General features: G+C 73.9%; 16 protein-coding genes. 3 read left to right on the top strand and 13 right to left on the bottom strand.

Annotated elements, in window-relative coordinates; translation table 11 throughout:
- Window positions 1-28: 28 nt before the first annotated feature.
- The 5 genes from FB454_RS23340 to FB454_RS23360 all read right to left on the bottom strand — a co-directional run bounded on the left by FB454_RS23340 (window position 29) and on the right by FB454_RS23360 (window position 4,396).
- Window positions 29-1,282: an outer membrane protein assembly factor BamB family protein gene (locus tag FB454_RS23340; RefSeq protein WP_145823486.1), complete on the bottom strand. Its 1,254-nt coding sequence runs from the start codon at window positions 1,280-1,282 to the stop codon at window positions 29-31.
- A 67-nt stretch (window positions 1,283-1,349) separates the two neighbouring features.
- Complete coding sequence (locus FB454_RS23345) at window positions 1,350-1,832, bottom strand: SRPBCC family protein (RefSeq protein ID WP_013288926.1); 483 nt, start codon at window positions 1,830-1,832, stop codon at window positions 1,350-1,352.
- A 114-nt stretch (window positions 1,833-1,946) separates the two neighbouring features.
- Window positions 1,947-2,156 (bottom strand): DUF397 domain-containing protein, encoded by a 210-nt coding sequence (locus tag FB454_RS23350; protein ID WP_013288927.1) that lies wholly within the window; start codon window positions 2,154-2,156, stop codon window positions 1,947-1,949.
- A gap of 177 nt (window positions 2,157-2,333) precedes the next feature.
- Window positions 2,334-3,533 carry a fumarylacetoacetase gene (gene fahA, locus FB454_RS23355; protein WP_145823487.1) on the bottom strand — a complete coding sequence of 400 codons (1,200 nt, stop codon included), beginning with the start codon at window positions 3,531-3,533 and terminating at the stop codon, window positions 2,334-2,336.
- A complete protein-coding gene (locus tag FB454_RS23360; RefSeq protein ID WP_186461641.1) occupies window positions 3,530-4,396 on the bottom strand; it encodes a hypothetical protein in 867 nt (288 codons plus the stop codon). Before FB454_RS23360 ends, fahA begins: the two co-directional genes overlap by 4 nt.
- A 94-nt stretch (window positions 4,397-4,490) precedes the next feature.
- Here FB454_RS23360 and FB454_RS23365 point away from each other — a divergent pair, with 94 nt between their 5' ends.
- Window positions 4,491-5,657, top strand: a complete 1,167-nt coding sequence (locus FB454_RS23365) for a homogentisate 1,2-dioxygenase domain-containing protein (protein ID WP_145823488.1) — start codon at window positions 4,491-4,493, stop codon at window positions 5,655-5,657.
- Between the two features lie 55 nt (window positions 5,658-5,712).
- On the opposite strand, the gene FB454_RS23370 is transcribed toward FB454_RS23365, so the two are convergent.
- Genes FB454_RS23370 through FB454_RS23380 form a run of 3 tightly spaced genes read right to left on the bottom strand, consistent with a single transcriptional unit; the run spans window position 5,713 to window position 9,315 of the window.
- The gene (locus FB454_RS23370) at window positions 5,713-6,753 is read right to left on the bottom strand and encodes an NAD(P)-dependent alcohol dehydrogenase (protein ID WP_030272033.1); all 1,041 of its coding nucleotides are present in this window, start codon (window positions 6,751-6,753) and stop codon (window positions 5,713-5,715) included.
- Between the two features lie 45 nt (window positions 6,754-6,798).
- Window positions 6,799-7,890, bottom strand: coding sequence for a tetratricopeptide repeat protein (locus FB454_RS23375; protein WP_145823489.1), 1,092 nt, complete (start codon window positions 7,888-7,890; stop codon window positions 6,799-6,801).
- Between the two features lie 48 nt (window positions 7,891-7,938).
- A complete protein-coding gene (locus FB454_RS23380; RefSeq protein ID WP_232236696.1) occupies window positions 7,939-9,315 on the bottom strand; it encodes a BTAD domain-containing putative transcriptional regulator in 1,377 nt (458 codons plus the stop codon).
- Between the two features lie 167 nt (window positions 9,316-9,482).
- Between FB454_RS23380 and FB454_RS23385 the strand changes: the two genes are divergently transcribed.
- Complete coding sequence (locus FB454_RS23385) at window positions 9,483-10,013, top strand: hypothetical protein (RefSeq protein WP_145823490.1); 531 nt, start codon at window positions 9,483-9,485, stop codon at window positions 10,011-10,013.
- A gap of 37 nt (window positions 10,014-10,050) precedes the next feature.
- Here the strand turns inward: FB454_RS23385 and ispF are convergent, their stop codons facing one another.
- The 3 genes from ispF to FB454_RS23400 all read right to left on the bottom strand — a co-directional run bounded on the left by ispF (window position 10,051) and on the right by FB454_RS23400 (window position 11,874).
- A complete protein-coding gene (gene ispF / locus FB454_RS23390; protein WP_030272026.1) occupies window positions 10,051-10,533 on the bottom strand; it encodes a 2-C-methyl-D-erythritol 2,4-cyclodiphosphate synthase in 483 nt (160 codons plus the stop codon).
- A 106-nt stretch (window positions 10,534-10,639) separates the two neighbouring features.
- Window positions 10,640-11,335: a 2-C-methyl-D-erythritol 4-phosphate cytidylyltransferase gene (ispD, locus tag FB454_RS23395; protein WP_030272024.1), complete on the bottom strand. Its 696-nt coding sequence runs from the start codon at window positions 11,333-11,335 to the stop codon at window positions 10,640-10,642.
- Between the two features lie 53 nt (window positions 11,336-11,388).
- Window positions 11,389-11,874: a CarD family transcriptional regulator gene (locus tag FB454_RS23400; RefSeq protein WP_013288937.1), complete on the bottom strand. Its 486-nt coding sequence runs from the start codon at window positions 11,872-11,874 to the stop codon at window positions 11,389-11,391.
- 328 nt (window positions 11,875-12,202) lie between these two features.
- Between FB454_RS23400 and FB454_RS23405 the strand changes: the two genes are divergently transcribed.
- Window positions 12,203-12,898: a hypothetical protein gene (locus FB454_RS23405; RefSeq protein ID WP_145823491.1), complete on the top strand. Its 696-nt coding sequence runs from the start codon at window positions 12,203-12,205 to the stop codon at window positions 12,896-12,898.
- Between the two features lie 85 nt (window positions 12,899-12,983).
- On the opposite strand, the gene FB454_RS23410 is transcribed toward FB454_RS23405, so the two are convergent.
- Both FB454_RS23410 and FB454_RS23415 read right to left on the bottom strand, forming a co-directional pair.
- Window positions 12,984-13,586: a hypothetical protein gene (locus tag FB454_RS23410; RefSeq protein WP_114919051.1), complete on the bottom strand. Its 603-nt coding sequence runs from the start codon at window positions 13,584-13,586 to the stop codon at window positions 12,984-12,986.
- A gap of 39 nt (window positions 13,587-13,625) precedes the next feature.
- Window positions 13,626-14,687 (bottom strand): type III polyketide synthase, encoded by a 1,062-nt coding sequence (locus FB454_RS23415; RefSeq protein ID WP_084588819.1) that lies wholly within the window; start codon window positions 14,685-14,687, stop codon window positions 13,626-13,628.
- Window positions 14,688-14,716 lie beyond the last annotated feature (29 nt).

Raw genomic sequence — 14,716 nt, forward strand, 5'->3', positions numbered from 1 at the left:
TGTCCGTTTTTAGGCTTGACTCGCCAGATCAGGTCACTGCCAGCAACACCGGCTCGGCCATCAGGAAGTAGCCCTGGTCGTCGTCCTCCGGAGCGGCCTGCTCCCGCAGCCGCTCCACAGCGACGTAGCCGTCCACCGCGTACGCCCGGCCCGGCCGCCAGCCGATCCCGTCCCGGCCCAGGTCGAGCACGAAACCCGACCGGGTCGTACCGGTGAGCGGGTCGACGGTGACCAGTTCCCGCCGGTCGGTCAGCAGGTGCACCCGCCCCGGCTCGGTCGCGAGCACCCGGGCCGGATGGATGTCCGCCCGGCGCCACAGCTCCTCGCCGGTACGCGCCGAGCGCCCGACCACCACCGGGCCGGACGTGTCCACCGCCCGCTCACCGTCGAGCACCGTGTCCGGGTGGTCCAGGCCCGGCGCGGCGGCAGGCTCACCCGGGTCGGTCACCAGCCAGCCCCGGCTGCCCGCGCCGTCCGGCCCGGCGGTACGCAGCCCGCGGCAACCGGAGTGCCCGTCGCGGCAGCCCACCGGCGTGACGACGAGCTGTTCCGGCGCGCCCGGCGGCCGCCAGCGGGTCCGCACCGCACCGGTCGCCGCGTCCCGCAGCTCGACCGCGGCCGGGCCGTCGCAGCTGTCCACGCCGACCAGCTCACCGCTGGCGGTCGTGCCCACGTCGGACCGGCAACCCCTGCTCACGTCCGCGCGCCAGAGCCGGCGGCCGTCGGTGAGGTCGTACCCGCCGATGCCGCCCGGACCGGTCGCGAGCAGCACGGCCCGCCCCTCGGACGTGCGCGCCACGTGTAGTCCGGCCGGATCCCAGACCGTGGCGGCAAAGGTGCGTCGCGGCTCCGGCACCGACCCCGGCTGCGGGCCGTCCGCCCGCCAGGCCACCCGTCCGGTACGCGCGTCGAGCGCCACCAGCTTCCCGTCGGACCAGCGGCTGACCACCGTAGTGCCCTCGGCGAGCACTCCGACCAGCGTCGCCGGCCAGCGGCGGAAGGACCAGAACGGGGTGACCCGGTGCCGTCCGGTGACCGGCTGGTCCGCGTACACCTGACGGGTGCCCGCGTAGACGCGGAGCCGGCCGTCCACGACGAGGGGCGCCACCGGCAGCCGCGCGAGCACCCCGGCGGTCGGCGCGGGCACCGCCGGGTAGGGCTTCCGGGCCGGGGTGTCGACCTCGGCGGGCGCCAGTACCCGGACGACCACGGCGACCGACGCCGCGACGGCGAGCACCGCCACCAGCGCCACCACGGCCCGCCGCCTCGCGGCCTTCGCCATCCGTCACCTCCGCCCCGGCACCCTACCGGCCGCGTGCGGGCCGGGTACGGGGAGCGGCCGGGTCGGCTCAGGCGGCCTCGGTGGATCGGGCGGAACCGGCGGCCAGCGCCAGGTCGGCCAGGTCGCGCCGGAGCGCGCCCTCGACCGCGCGGGCGGCCAGGCCACCGAGGATCAGGGCCAGCACCCGCCCGTACGCCCGGGTCGGCACCGCCTCCTGCTCGACGGTGACCTCGGTGCAGCCGCGCCGCCGCCGCTCGACGGTGCGCAGCGTCCAGGTGATCCGGTAGTCGGCGCCGGCACCGCGCGACCCGAGCACCAGGCGGCCGGGCGCGACCGCCTCGATCACCTCGAACTCCTCCGGTTCGGTGCCGCCGTCCGGCCGGACGCGGGTCTCCCGCCACACGGTGCCCGGCCCGAACCCGCCGGTGCCGAGGACCTCGACCGCGTCCACCGCCGAGAGCCAGTCGGCGCGGGCCGGGAGGTCGGTGAGCAGCCGCCACAGATCGGCGTCCTGCGCTTCGATGAATGCGGAAACCGTCACCGTCGACATGGCACCTCCCGTGTCGTACACGGTACGGGCCGTGACCGGAAACGGGGAGCCTCCCGGTGACATTTCCACCACCGGTGCCCCCGGCCGGGGCACCGGTGTGTGGCGCAGGAGCGGTCAACCGCGGAGCGCGCCGCCCCGCAGCGCGGTGACGAACGCGGCCCAGCCCGGCGGGCTCACCGCGAGCGCCGGACCGTCCGGGTCCTTCGAGTCGCGTACGCCCACCACGCCGTGCTCGGCGACCACGTTCGTCGCCACCTCGACGCAGAGGCCCTGATCGTTCGAGCGGCTGCTGGTGCGCCAGACGGCACCGGTCAACTCGGTCATGCTCGGTCCTTCCTGTTTCGGCTTCCGCGGGTACGCCCCGGCCCGGCACCGCGGGCGGCTCCCGGCTCGACCGGGAGCCGCCGGCCGGGGCGTAGGTGATCCGGAGCGATCAACGCCGAAGGAAACGGCCCCGGTCGCACATCGGGTGCGACCGGGGCCGGTTCGGAAGGTCGGATCTCAGCGAGCCGGGAGGATCGTCCCGGTGACCTCGCCCAACGCGACTGTGGTGCCGTCCGGGCCGGGCGCGGTGGCGGTGATCGTCACCGTGTCGCCGTCCTCCAGGAACGTCCGCTCGCTGCCGTCGGCGAACTTGACCGGCTCGGATCCGCCCCAGGTCAGCTCCAGGAACGAACCGACCTGGCCGCGCTCCGGACCGGAGACGGTGCCGGAGGCGTAGAGGTCGCCGGTACGCAGCGACGCGCCGTTGACGGTGAGGTGCGCGAGCTGCTGGGCCGGGGTCCAGTACATGCCGGCGAACGGCGGCTCGGCGACCCGCTCGCCGTTCCACTCGACCGACAGCGTCAGGTCCAGCCCGAGGCGCGGGGTGTCGCGCAGGTAGTCCTGCACCGGCGGGTCCTGGTCCGGCGCGGGCACGAACGCGTCGGACAGCGCCTCCAGCGGCGTCACCCAGGCCGAGACGGAGGTGGCGAACGACTTGCCGAGGAACGGCCCGAGCGGCTGGTACTCCCACGCCTGGATGTCCCGGGCCGACCAGTCGTTGACGAGCACCACGCCGAAGACGTGGTCGGCGAAGTCGGCAACCGGCACCCGCTCGCCGAGCCGGCTCGGCACGCCCACCACGAAGCCCACCTCGGCCTCGATGTCCAGCCGGACCGAGGCGCCGGTGGTCGGGCCCTGCGCGCTGGCCCGCTGGCCGGTCGGGCGGGTCACCGGGGTGCCGGAGACGACCACGGTGCCGGCCCGGCCGTGGTAGCCGATCGGCACGTGCTTCCAGTTCGGCAGCAGCGGCGGCTGGCCGGGCCGGAAGATCTGCCCGACGTTCGAGGCGTGGTGCTCGGAGGAGTAGAAGTCGACGTAGTCGGCCACCTCGAACGGCAGCGCCATCTCGACCTCGCGCAGCGGCACCAGCAGCGGCTCGACCGCCGCCCGGTGCTCCGGCTCGGTGAGCAGCTCGACGACCCGCTGCCGGACCGCCGTCCACTGCGGGCGGCCGAGCGCCATGAAGGCGTTGAGCGTCGGCCGGCCCAGCGCGCCGCCGGCCAGCACCAGACCGGCGGCCTCCGCGCCGGCCAGGTCCAGCGCGAAGTCACCGATGCGGACGCCGACGCGCGGCTTGCCCTCGCCGTGCCGGAACACGCCGTACGGCAGGTTCGTGACCCCGTACGGCGACCCTGCCACACCCGGAACCCAGCTCATGCCTCAAAGCCTCCGTTCACCAGCCCCAGCCGGATCAGATCGGTAAGTGGTTCGGAGATGCTGCACGAGCCGTACCCGACCCAGAGCGGACGCTCGGCGTCGCGGTGCGCCCGGGCCGGCTCGACCACGCGTACCGGGTCGGTGGCGGCGAGCAGCTCGGCCACGCCGTCCACCTCGGCGCCCCCGACGGCGGCGAGCGTGGCACCAAGCACGTTGACGAAACCGTGGTGGTTGAAGCCGGTCTCCGGGTCGCGGTGCCGGATCGCGTGGTGCAGCCCGGCGGTGAGCTTGAACGGCAGCTTACGGTCCCGGCACGCGCAGATCACCGCGGCCAGCTCGACCGGGGTGGGGAACAGTTCGGCGGCGAGCCCGCCGGTGCGGAACTTGGCCGCCACCGGCAGCCCGCCGGCGCGCGCCTCGGCGAGCGTGTCGAGCGCGCCCATCAGCCCGAAGGTCAGCGGGATCTCCGCGTACACGGCGGCGCCGTCGAGCCGGCCGGCGAGCGTCATCAGCTCGGACAGCCCGGGTTGCGGGTCCTCGCCGCGCTTGGCGACCGGCGCCTCGACCTGCCGGGCGGTCACCCCGTCGGGCGCGAGCGCGTCCAGCGCCTGCGGGAGCTGGTCCAGGCCGGTGTCGCCGATCAGCCCGATCACCAGGCCCTCGGCCGGGTCCACCAGGCCGCTCAGCGACCCGCGCTGGATCTCCGAGGCCGGCAGCAGCAGCGGGCCGACCATGTCCGCGTACCACGCGGTTCGGTGGGTGCGGTGCGCGGTCACCGCGTCGGGCAGCGCGGCGTTGCCGGGCGGGAAGACCGCGGCGTCGTCCACCAGGCCGGAGAGGAGGCGGGGCACCTGCGTTGACACGAGACAAGAATGTACGGGACGCTACGAGGAACGGACAACAGCGTCCGATTATCGGACGCCACCGGCCGGAGAACGGGACATATCGGGAGGCGAGATGCCGTACTACCGCAGCGTCGGCGACGTGCCGCGCAAGCGCCACACCCAGTTCCGCCAGCCCGACGGCACTCTCTACGCGGAGGAACTGGTCGGCCAGGAGGGTTTCTCCTCCGACTCGTCGCTGCTCTACCACCGGCACGCGCCGACCGCGATCCTCGCCGCCGAGGAGTACGCCCCGCCCACAGTCACCCGCGTGCCCAACCTGCCGCTCAAGCCGCGCCACCTGCGCACGCACAAGCTCGACGGCACCGGCGCGGACCCGGTGCTCGGCCGGCAGTACCTGCTCGCCAACGACGACGTACGCATCGCGTACGTGCTCGCCGACCGGCCGTCGCCGCTGTTCCGCGACGCCACCGGCGACCACTGCCTCTACCTGGAGGCCGGGTCGATGCGGGTCGAGTCGCCGTTCGGCGTGCTCGACGCGGTGGCCGGCGACTACGTCGTCATCCCCACCTCGACCATCCACCGCCTGGTGCCCACCGGCGACGAGCCGACCCGGCTGCTCGCCGTCGAGGCGTCCGGCCACATCGGGCCACCCAAGCGCTACCTCTCCGTACGCGGCCAGTTCCTGGAGCACGCGCCCTACTGCGAGCGCGACGTCCGGGGACCGGACACCCCGCTGCTGGTCGACGGCGAAGAGGTCGAGGTGCTGGTCAGGCACCGCCGCGGATGGACGAGGTACGTCTACGCCAACCACCCGTTCGACGTGGTCGGCTGGGACGGGCACATGTACCCGTGGGCGTTCTCCATCCACGACTTCGAGCCGATCACCGGGCGGATCCACCAGCCGCCGCCGGTCCACCAGACGTTCCAGGGTCCGAACTTCGTGATCTGCTCGTTCGTGCCGCGCAAGGTGGACTACCACCCGGCCGCCATCCCGGTGCCGTACAACCATCACAACGTCGACTCCGACGAGATGCTGTTCTACACCGGCGGCAACTACGAGGCCCGGCGCGGCTCCGGCATCGAGCAGGGCTCGATCTCGCTGCACCCGTCCGGCTTCACCCACGGCCCCCAGCCGGGCGCGGCCGAGCGCTCGATCGGTGCGGAGTTCTTCGACGAGCTGGCGGTCATGGTGGACACGTTCCGCCCGCTCGACCTCTGCGACGCGGCCGCCGCCTGCGAGGACGACGGCTACGCCTGGACCTGGGCGCGCAGGTCCTGACGTACGCGAGAAGGGGCCGCGCCCGGCACGGACGCGGCCCCTTCGCACGCGGTCGTCAGAACGTGGACGCGTCGATGACGAAGCGGTAGCGCACGTCGGAGGCGAGCACCCGCTCGTACGCCTCGTTGATCTTCTCGGCCGGAATCACCTCGATCTCGGCGCCCAGCCCGTGCTCGGCGCAGAAGTCGAGCATCTCCTGGGTCTCCGCGATGCCGCCGATGTTCGACCCGGCGAACGACCGCCGGGCCGGGATCAGCGAGAACGCGTGCACCGACAGCGGCTTCTCCGGGGCGCCCACGTTGACCAGCGTCCCGTCCACGGCGAGCAGCCGCAGGTACGCGTCCATGTCGAGGGTCGCGCTCACCGTGTTGATGATCAGGTCGAACGAGCCGGCCAGCTCGGTGAACGTGTCCTCGTCGGAGGTCGCGTAGTAGCGGTCGGCGCCGAGCCGCAGCCCGTCCTCCCGCTTCTTCAGCGACTGCGACAGCACGGTCACCTCGGCGCCCATCGCGTGGGCCAGCTTCACGGCCATGTGGCCGAGACCGCCCATGCCGATTACCGCAACCCGGCGACCCGGCCCGGCGTTCCAGTGCCGCAGCGGCGAGTACGTGGTGATGCCGGCGCAGAGCAGCGGGGCTGCGGCGTCCAGCTCGATGCCGTCCGGGATGCGCAGCACGAAGTCCTCGGTGACCACGATGGCCTGCGAGTAGCCGCCCTGGGTCGGCTCGCCGTCCCGGCCCACCCCGCCGTACGTACCGGTGCTGCCCTTCAGGCAGTACTGCTCCAGGCCCTTGCGGCAGTTGTCGCACTCCCGGCAGGAGTCGACGAGGCAGCCGACGCCGACCCGGTCGCCGACGGCGAACTTCGTCACCGCGGAGCCGACCTCACGCACCACGCCCGCGATCTCGTGACCCACCACGATCGGGTAGCGGGTCGGACCCCACTCGCTGCGCGCGGTGTGGATGTCGGAGTGGCAGATGCCGGAGAACTTGATGTCGATGAGAACGTCGTCCGGTCCGAGATCCCGCCGCTCGATGGTGGTCGGGGCGAGCGGTTCGGTCGCGGACGTCGCCGCGTAGGCATTGACGGTGAGCACTGATTCCCGCTTCCTTCAGCCGGTGTTTCCGGTCCTCCTACCCTCTCACCGGCGAGCGAACGCGGTGAATCCGGCCACCACCGACGCGGTGATCGCCCCGACCAGCGGCAACGGGCCGCCGACCAGCGCGTACACGAGCAGCAGCACCACCGCGGCGGCGGCCGCGTAGACCGGGACGACCAGGCCGCGCGACATCGCCTCCCGCAGGCCGGGCTGCCACGTCGCCGGGCGCCGCAGCAGCACCGCCACCCCGGCCACCGCCAGCACCGCGAACAGCCGGGACGCACCCGGCGAGGCCGGGGCCAGCGCCGCGACCAGCACACTCGCGATCAGGGACAACCCGGCCACCGACAGCAGGAGACGCCGGATGCCGGCGTCCACGGTCCGGACCGGGTCGGGACGGGCCACCGGCAGGTCGGCCATCGCGGTCAGGTGTTCCAGCGTCTCGGCGTACCGGCGTCGTTCCAGCCCGGCCACGCCCATGTCCTGCCCCGCCTCGCCCAGCCCTGGGTCCAGCCGCAGCGCCTCCCGGTAGGCCCGCTCGGCCAGGTCGAACAGTTGCAGCCGCACCGCGACCAGGCCCAGCACGAGGTGCGCCTCCGGCTCGTCCGGCGACAGCTCCACACCCCGCCACGCTGCGTCCAGCGCCGCCTGCCCGTTGCGCGACGCGGAGAGGACGGCGGCGGCACTGCGCTGCGCGTACGCGTCACCCGGCGCACGCGCCAGGATCTCGTCGGCGGTGGCGGCGGCGGGCTTCCAGCGTTCGAGGTCGAGCAGCGCGAACCCGCGCGCCACGAGCGCCGGCACGACCTCCCCGGCGACGGGTGGCACGGTGCCAGGCGTGTCGCTGGCTGGCGTCTCCGCGGCCGGCGTCCCGAGGGCGGGCGGTTCAGTGGCGGGCGGGCCGCCGGCGGCGGCCACAGCGGCCTCGGCGGCGGCGAGCGCCTCGGACGGCCGGTCGGCGGCCAGGTGCATCCGGGCCAGCATGGTCAACGCGGGCACGTGCGCCGGCTCGGTCGCGATCAGCGCGGTGAGTTCGCCGATCCCCTCGTCGTAGCGCCCCAGCTCGGCGAGCAGGTGGGCGCGTTGCAGGTAACCGTCGGCGGCGGACTGGTCGGGGGCGGCGTCACTCGGCATCCCGGCGAGCGTATCCGCCCGGACCCACCGCGCCGAGGGTGCCCGGCGTCAGGCACTCCGGCAGGACACGCCGGCCCGGCCGCCGCACGTCCCCAGACTGCACCACCGGCGCAGCCCGCTCTCGTCCAGGAACAACCACCCGCACCGCCGGTCCGGGCAGACCCGCACCGTGAACCGGGCCGGATCGGCGAGCAGCTGCGCGCCGCTGAACGCGGCGGCGTGCACCGGCAGCCGCAGCCCGGCCGCCAGGTCCGGCCACCACCTGCCGCGTCCGTCGGTCTCGCGCCGGAAGACGAGCGTACGGGCGGCGGCCTCGGCGGCCCGCGCGACAGTCTCGAAGGCAGCGCCGTCGTCCGGGTCGACCAGGCTGGCGTAGAGCGCGGCGCGGAGCGTACGGGCCTCGTCGAGCACCGCCTCCGCCGCTACCGGGTCACGGCGTGCGAGGTGCAGCAGGCGGTTCGTCGAGACCTCGTCCACCAACCCGACGTGGCCGGCCCAGACGGCGAGGGTCCGGTAGCCGCGCAGCCACTCGGCGCCGGGCAACGGCGGCTCGTGCCCCCACCCGGCGAGGGTGTTGCAGAAGTCCAGGGCCGGGTGGCCGCCCACGCTCCACGGCAGGCTCTCGTCGCCGACCCGGATCTCGTGCATCGGCCGGGCGGCCCGGTCCAGCCGGTCGTCGCCCGCGAGCACCCGGCGCTGCACCTCCCGGAGGCGGGGCCCCGGCTCGACGCCGAAGTCGGCCGCGAGCAGGTCCCGGGTGGCGTTGTAGAGGCGCAGCGCGTCGGCCCGCCGGTCGCCCCGGTACAGGGCGGTCATCAGGACCGCCACGAGGTGTTCCCGCGTCGGGTGCTGGGCGGCCAGCGGCATCAGGTCGGCGACCGCGCGCGTGTGCCGGCCCAGCGCGAGCTGCGCCTCGGCCCGAAGCTCCACGGCGACCAGGCGAAGTTCCTCGACCGTGCCGTGCAGCCGGTCCCGCAGCTCGTCGTCCGCCGCGTCGGCGAGCAACGGCCCACGCCAGAGGGCGAGCGCCCGGTCGAGCGACCGCACCCGCTCGGCGGGATCGGCGGCCCGCCCGGCCGCCCGGACCAGGTCGGCGAACTCGTCGACGTCGACCCGGTGCCCGTCCTCCTCCACCGCGTAGCCCTCGCCCCGGGTGCTGATCCGCACCCCGTACGGGTTGAGCGAGCCCCGCAGCCGCCCGATGTACGTCTGCACCGCGCTCCGGGCCGTGGCCGGCGGCCGGCCGTTCCAGAGCAGGTCGATGAGGCGGTCGGTCGGCACCACCCGGCCCACGTCGAGCAGCAGCACCCCGAGCAGGCAACGCTCCTGACGCCGGCTGCCGACCTCGACCGGCCGGCCGTCGTAGCGGGCCTCGAACGGCCCGAGCAGGCGGAACTCCATACCGAACAGGACGGGTCGGCCCAAGCCCGGGGTTGTCGCCCGACGGTGATCGCGTGGTGAGGAACCCGGCCGGCCGGGTCCGCCCGCTCGACTGTTGCCGCTCGACGCGGTGATCCGGTGGTGACCGGGCCCGGTGATGCTCGCCGCCCGGACCGGCGAGGGATCCGGACCAGCGAGGGATGGAGTGGAATATGCGGTTCAGGATGAGCATGGCGGTGGCGAGCGTCGCGGCGGCGGTGGTCGCGGCCCTACCAGGCTCGGCGTCCGCCGCGCCGGAGCGGCATCCCGCCCCGGGTGCCTGGGAACCGGCGCCCCAGGCGCCGTTCGAGATGCCAGCGGGCGCGCGATGCGAGTTCGCGGTACGGGTCGAGCCGATCGTGGACGAGGTGCGGAAACTGACGATCGAGACCTACCCGGACGGCGCGCCGAAGCGGGAGTTGTTCACCGGCGCTCTGATCAACCGGGTCACGAACCTGGAGACCGGCGCCACCTCGACGGCGGACGCGAGCGGCACCGCCCTCGTCGTCTACGGCACCGACGGCTCGATGACCTGGTACGTGACCGGGCCGGTGCTGCTCGGCTTCCGGGAGAACGCCGGCACCCTGCCGAAGGGGCTGTGGATCGTCGACGGCCGGTTCCGGGTGGAGTTCTCCCCCACCTACGACAAGACGATCACGATGCTCCACGGCACTACCCACAACGTCTGCACCGACGTCGACTGATCGGGTGACGCGGTGGCCGGCGTCCCCGGTCACCGCGTCAGCCGGCCGGAGCCTTGTAGATCAGGGCCACCGCGATCCCGGCCAGCCCTTCCCCGCGCCCGGTGAAGCCGAGGCCGTCGGTGGTGGCCGCGGAGACGGTCACCGGCGCGCCCACCGCCTCGGAGAGCACCCGCTGCGCCTCCTCCCGGCGCGGCCCGATCTTGGGGCGGTTGCCGACGACCTGCACCGACACGTTGCCGATCTGGAAGCCCGCCGCCCGTACCCGGCGTGCGCTCTCGGTCAGCAGCGCCACCCCGGAGGCACCGGCCCACTCCGGCTGGTCCACGCCGAAGTTCGCGCCCAGGTCGCCGAGACCGGCAGCGGAGAGCAGGGCGTTGCAGGCGGCGTGCGCGGCAACGTCGGCGTCGGAGTGACCGGCCAGGCCGTCCTGGTCCGGCCAGTGCAGGCCCGCGACCCAACAGGGCCGCCCGGCCGCGAACGCGTGCACGTCGGTGCCGACAGCCACCCGAGGAACGATCATGACCAGAGGGTACGCACACCTCGGGAGAGATCTTGGTAGCAAAGGGCCCCCATGAGGGCCGTTTCGTACCAAGATCTCGAAGCCCGCGTGCCGCGCGGGCGGCGCGTCAGGCGCCTGTGGTCAGGAGGTGTTCGGCCAAGGCGAGGTCGAACGGGCGGGTGATCTTCAGGGCCAACTCGGAGCCGGGCACGCACATGACCGCGCCGCCCTGCTTCTCGATCAACCCGGCGTCGTCGGTCAGCGCGTCACCGGCGGACCGGTGGGCCGCGACCAGCACCGACCGGCGGAAGCCCTGCGGCGTCTGCACCGCCCGCAGCGCGGACCGGTCGACTGTGCCGAGCACCCGCTCGGTCGCGTCGACCTCCTTGATCGTGTCGACCACCGGCAGTACCGGGATCACCGCGTCGTGCCCGTCGCGGACCGCCGCAGCCACCGTCTCGACCAGGTGGGGCGGGGTGAGCGCGCGGGCCGCGTCGTGCACCAGGACGATCTCCGGACCGGCAGGAACTGCGGCGAGTGCCGCCGCCACCGACGCCTGGCGTTCGGCACCACCGGGGACCACTGTCACCGGGGCCACGGGGGCGAGCATCGCGCGTACCGCCTCGACCTCGGTCGCCGGCGCGGCCACCACGATCGTGTGCACGGAGGGCGCGGCGGCGATCCGGCGGACCGCGTGTACGAGCAGCGGCTCACCGGCGAGCAGCCGGAGCGCCTTCGGGGCGCCGGGTCCGAGGCGCACCCCGGCACCTGCCGCAGGAACGAGGACCGCGACGTCACCGCGCGGATTGAGCTGCGCGGTCACGTCGCGGTCCTCGGATTCGTTCGCTGCGGGGTGGGTAGAGGCAGAGGCGTGGATCAGGCCTCGGTCAGCACCTTGTCGAGCAGCGTCTCGGCCTCGTCCTTGGTGCTCTTCTCCGCCAGCGCGACCTCGCCGACGAGGATGTCACGGGCCTTGGCGAGCATCCGCTTCTCGCCCGCCGACAGGCCCCGCTCCCGCTCCCGGCGCCACAGGTCGCGGACGACCTCGGCCACCTTCAGCGGGTTACCGGAGGCCAGCTTCTCCAGATTCGCCTTGTAACGCCGCGACCAGTTGGTCGGCTCCTCGGTGTGCGGTGCACGGAGCACGTCGAAGACCTTGCCCAGGCCCTCTTCGCCAACCACTTCGCGCACACCCACGATCTCGGCGTTCTCGGCGGGCACCCGGACCGTCAGGTCACCCTGTGCGACCCTCAGGACGAGGTATTCCCTGGGCTCGCCCTTGATGACCCGAGTCTCGATTGCCTCGATGAGTGCGGCCCCGTGGTGGGGGTAAACAACGGTCTCGCCGACACTGAAAACCATAGGTTCGAAACCCCTTTCGCTGTGTCTAGGGTAACACGCTCAGGCACCGATGTCTCACCGCTGTCCTGATCGTTGGCGCAGCTCAGGGGCCCTGTGAGAGGTATTTCTTCAGCTTGACAGGCGGTCAAACCGATGCTTTCGACACGCTCCGTGAGGAACACGTGACAACCCGGTAAGGGGTGACGGGAGCGTCCAGATCTAGGGCAATGCGCTCCTTCCATGGTAGCTCCGCAAGTCCGTCCGCGCCCAGGTGTGGCGTTACGGCGGTCGGTGCGGGACGCTGGTGAGGGACGTGACGTCCGCTCACCGAGACGTTCCTGGGGGTCCGATGGGCGTGCCTGACGCTGACGGCCAGGGGCCGCCGGACGGGCTGCCCGGCCTGCCTCCGGAGTGGGGCCGGGTGGTCGTCCCGGACGACGCCTCGGCGCTCGTCGACGAGGCCCGGCAGGTCCGCCGGGAGCTGCGCCGCGCGCGGCAGGGCTCCGGCCGGCGTGCCGTTCCGGCCCGCCTCGGGCTGCCGGTGCTGATCCTGCTCGTGTCGGTGCTCGTCACGCTCGCCGGGCTGGCCGCCGTCACCTGGCCGCGCACCACCACGCGGTCCGGCGCGCCGACGGTGCTCCCCCGCTCCACCACCGCGCCGCAACCGGTCGGCCCGCTGCCCGCGCTGGACCTGGTCGGCGCGGACGACACGCCGGTACCGCTGCGCAGCCTGCTGCCCGCCATGATCATCCTGGTCGACGCCTGCGCCTGCGCCGAACAGGTCGGCACCGCGGCGCGCGCCGCGCCGCCCGGCGTCACTGTGGTCACCGTGACCGAGGGCCGCAGCGCCGGACCCGCGAGCGTCCCCGGGGTACGCCCGCTCGGCGACCCGGCCGGCGGCCTGCGCTCCTACCTGCACCTGTCCGCCCACCCCGGCACCGCCGCCGCGCTGCTCGTGGACCGGCAGGGCTCGCTGGTCCGTGTGGTGCCGGAGCTGGGTCCGCTGTCGGACTACGGCGCCGACCTGGCCCGGCTGGGCAGCTGACAGGCCGGTCCGGGAGCGCCGCCAGGGCGGCTGAGCTGCCGGCCCGAGGAGGCGGGAGCCGCCGGTGCCCGGCGCGCGACGGCTGTCAGTAGAGCGCTTCGAGCCGGGCGTCCAGCTCGGCCCGGCCGCGTACACCGGTGAACCGCACCAGCACCGGCGCGCCGGTGCCGCCCAGGAAGGGCAGCTCCAGTCGCCCGCCGCAGCGGAGGAACCGCCGCGCGTCGCCGGTCCCGGTGCCGGACAGCTGCACGGCGATCGACCCGTCCCCGGAGCAGCTCACCGTCAGCCGGTAGTCGTCGCCCCGCGAGGGATTCACCTGCCGTACGACGGGCGGCCCGTCCGGCGTCAGGTCGGACGTCTCCCGCCACACCACGTGCGACACCTGGAGCACACGCGAGGTGCCGTCGTCCTCGACCCGGATCACCACTGACCGGTCCGGCGCCGTCGCCGGGGCACGGAGTGCCCGGGGCGTCGGGTCGCGCCCCGGTCGTGCCGGCCAGGCGTCGCCGGTCGACGGGTCGACCCGCCAGGTTCGGGCGACGGGTTCGGCGCTCGCGGGCGGCGCCGGCACGGCCGTGACCGCACCCGGCTCGGGTGCCGCCGACCGCCACCAGGCCGCACCGGCCGCCAGCGCCAGAACGGTCAGGACGGTCAGCGGTACCCGTCCGTCCCGCTCGTCGGAGGCCATGACGGCAGCGTATCCGTGCGGCCCGGGCGGGGCGAGCCGTCAGCCCATCCGTTCCAGCAGCACCGCGTAGAGCGTCAGGCCCGGTCCGAACGCGAGCATCACCACCCAGCGCGGCGGCGACGGCTCCGTACGCCACAGCCGGTCCAGGATCAGCAGCACGGTCGGGGACGAGCAGTTGCCGTGCTCGGCGAGCGTCCCCCGGGAGGCGGCGAGCCCGTCCGATGGCAGCGCCAGCTCACGCTCCACCACGTTGAGGATCCGCGGACCGCCCGGGTGCACCGCCCAGCCGTCCACGTCGGAGCGCTCGCACCCGTGCCGCGCCAGCAGTTCGTCGATCAGCGTCCGCACGTGCCGGGACAGGACCTGCGGCACCTTCGGCGACAGCCCCATCCGGAAACCGGTGTCGGTGACGTCCCAGGTCATGTGATCGGCGGTGGAGGTGTCGGTGACCGAGGTGACCTCGCGCAGCGCGTACCCCCGGCCGCCGGGGACGACCACGGCGGCGACCGCGGCGTCCGAGAACAGCGCGTGGGAGACGATCTGCTGGGTGTCCACCCGGGCACCAGGCGGCTGGATGTGCAGGCTGGTCAGCTCCGCGCAGAGCAGCAGCGCGGGCCGCCCGCGGGCGGTGACGAAGTCGCTCGCCGCGCCCAGCCCGGGCAGGGCCGCGTAACAGCCCATGTGCCCGACGAACATGCGCTGGGTGCTCGGGGACATCCCCAGATCCCGGGCGAGCAGGATGTCCAGCCCTGGGGTGGCGTACCCGGTGCACGAGCAGACGATGAACAGCCCGATGTCGGAGGCGTCCAGGCCGGCGGCGGTGAGAGCCCGGCTGACCGCCTCCTTGCCCAGCGGCAGCGCCTCGACCTGGTAGCGGCGCATCCGGCGCTCGGTCGGCCACTCCGAGACGTCCTCCAGCAGCGGGTTGACCGCCGCCTGCCGCCGGGTCACGCCCGAGTTCGCGAAGATCCGCTCGGCCAGCGCCCGGGTGTTCCCCTGGAAGTGCTTCGCGAAGAAGCCCGTCCACAGTTCGTCCTGCATCGCGGCCGGCGGTTGTGCCGTACCCAGACCCGCGATCACCGGTATGCCCACGTCCCCCACCCCTGAGCCCTCCCTCACCTCTCGCACCG

Source organism: Micromonospora sp. CNZ297, assembly GCF_007827625.1.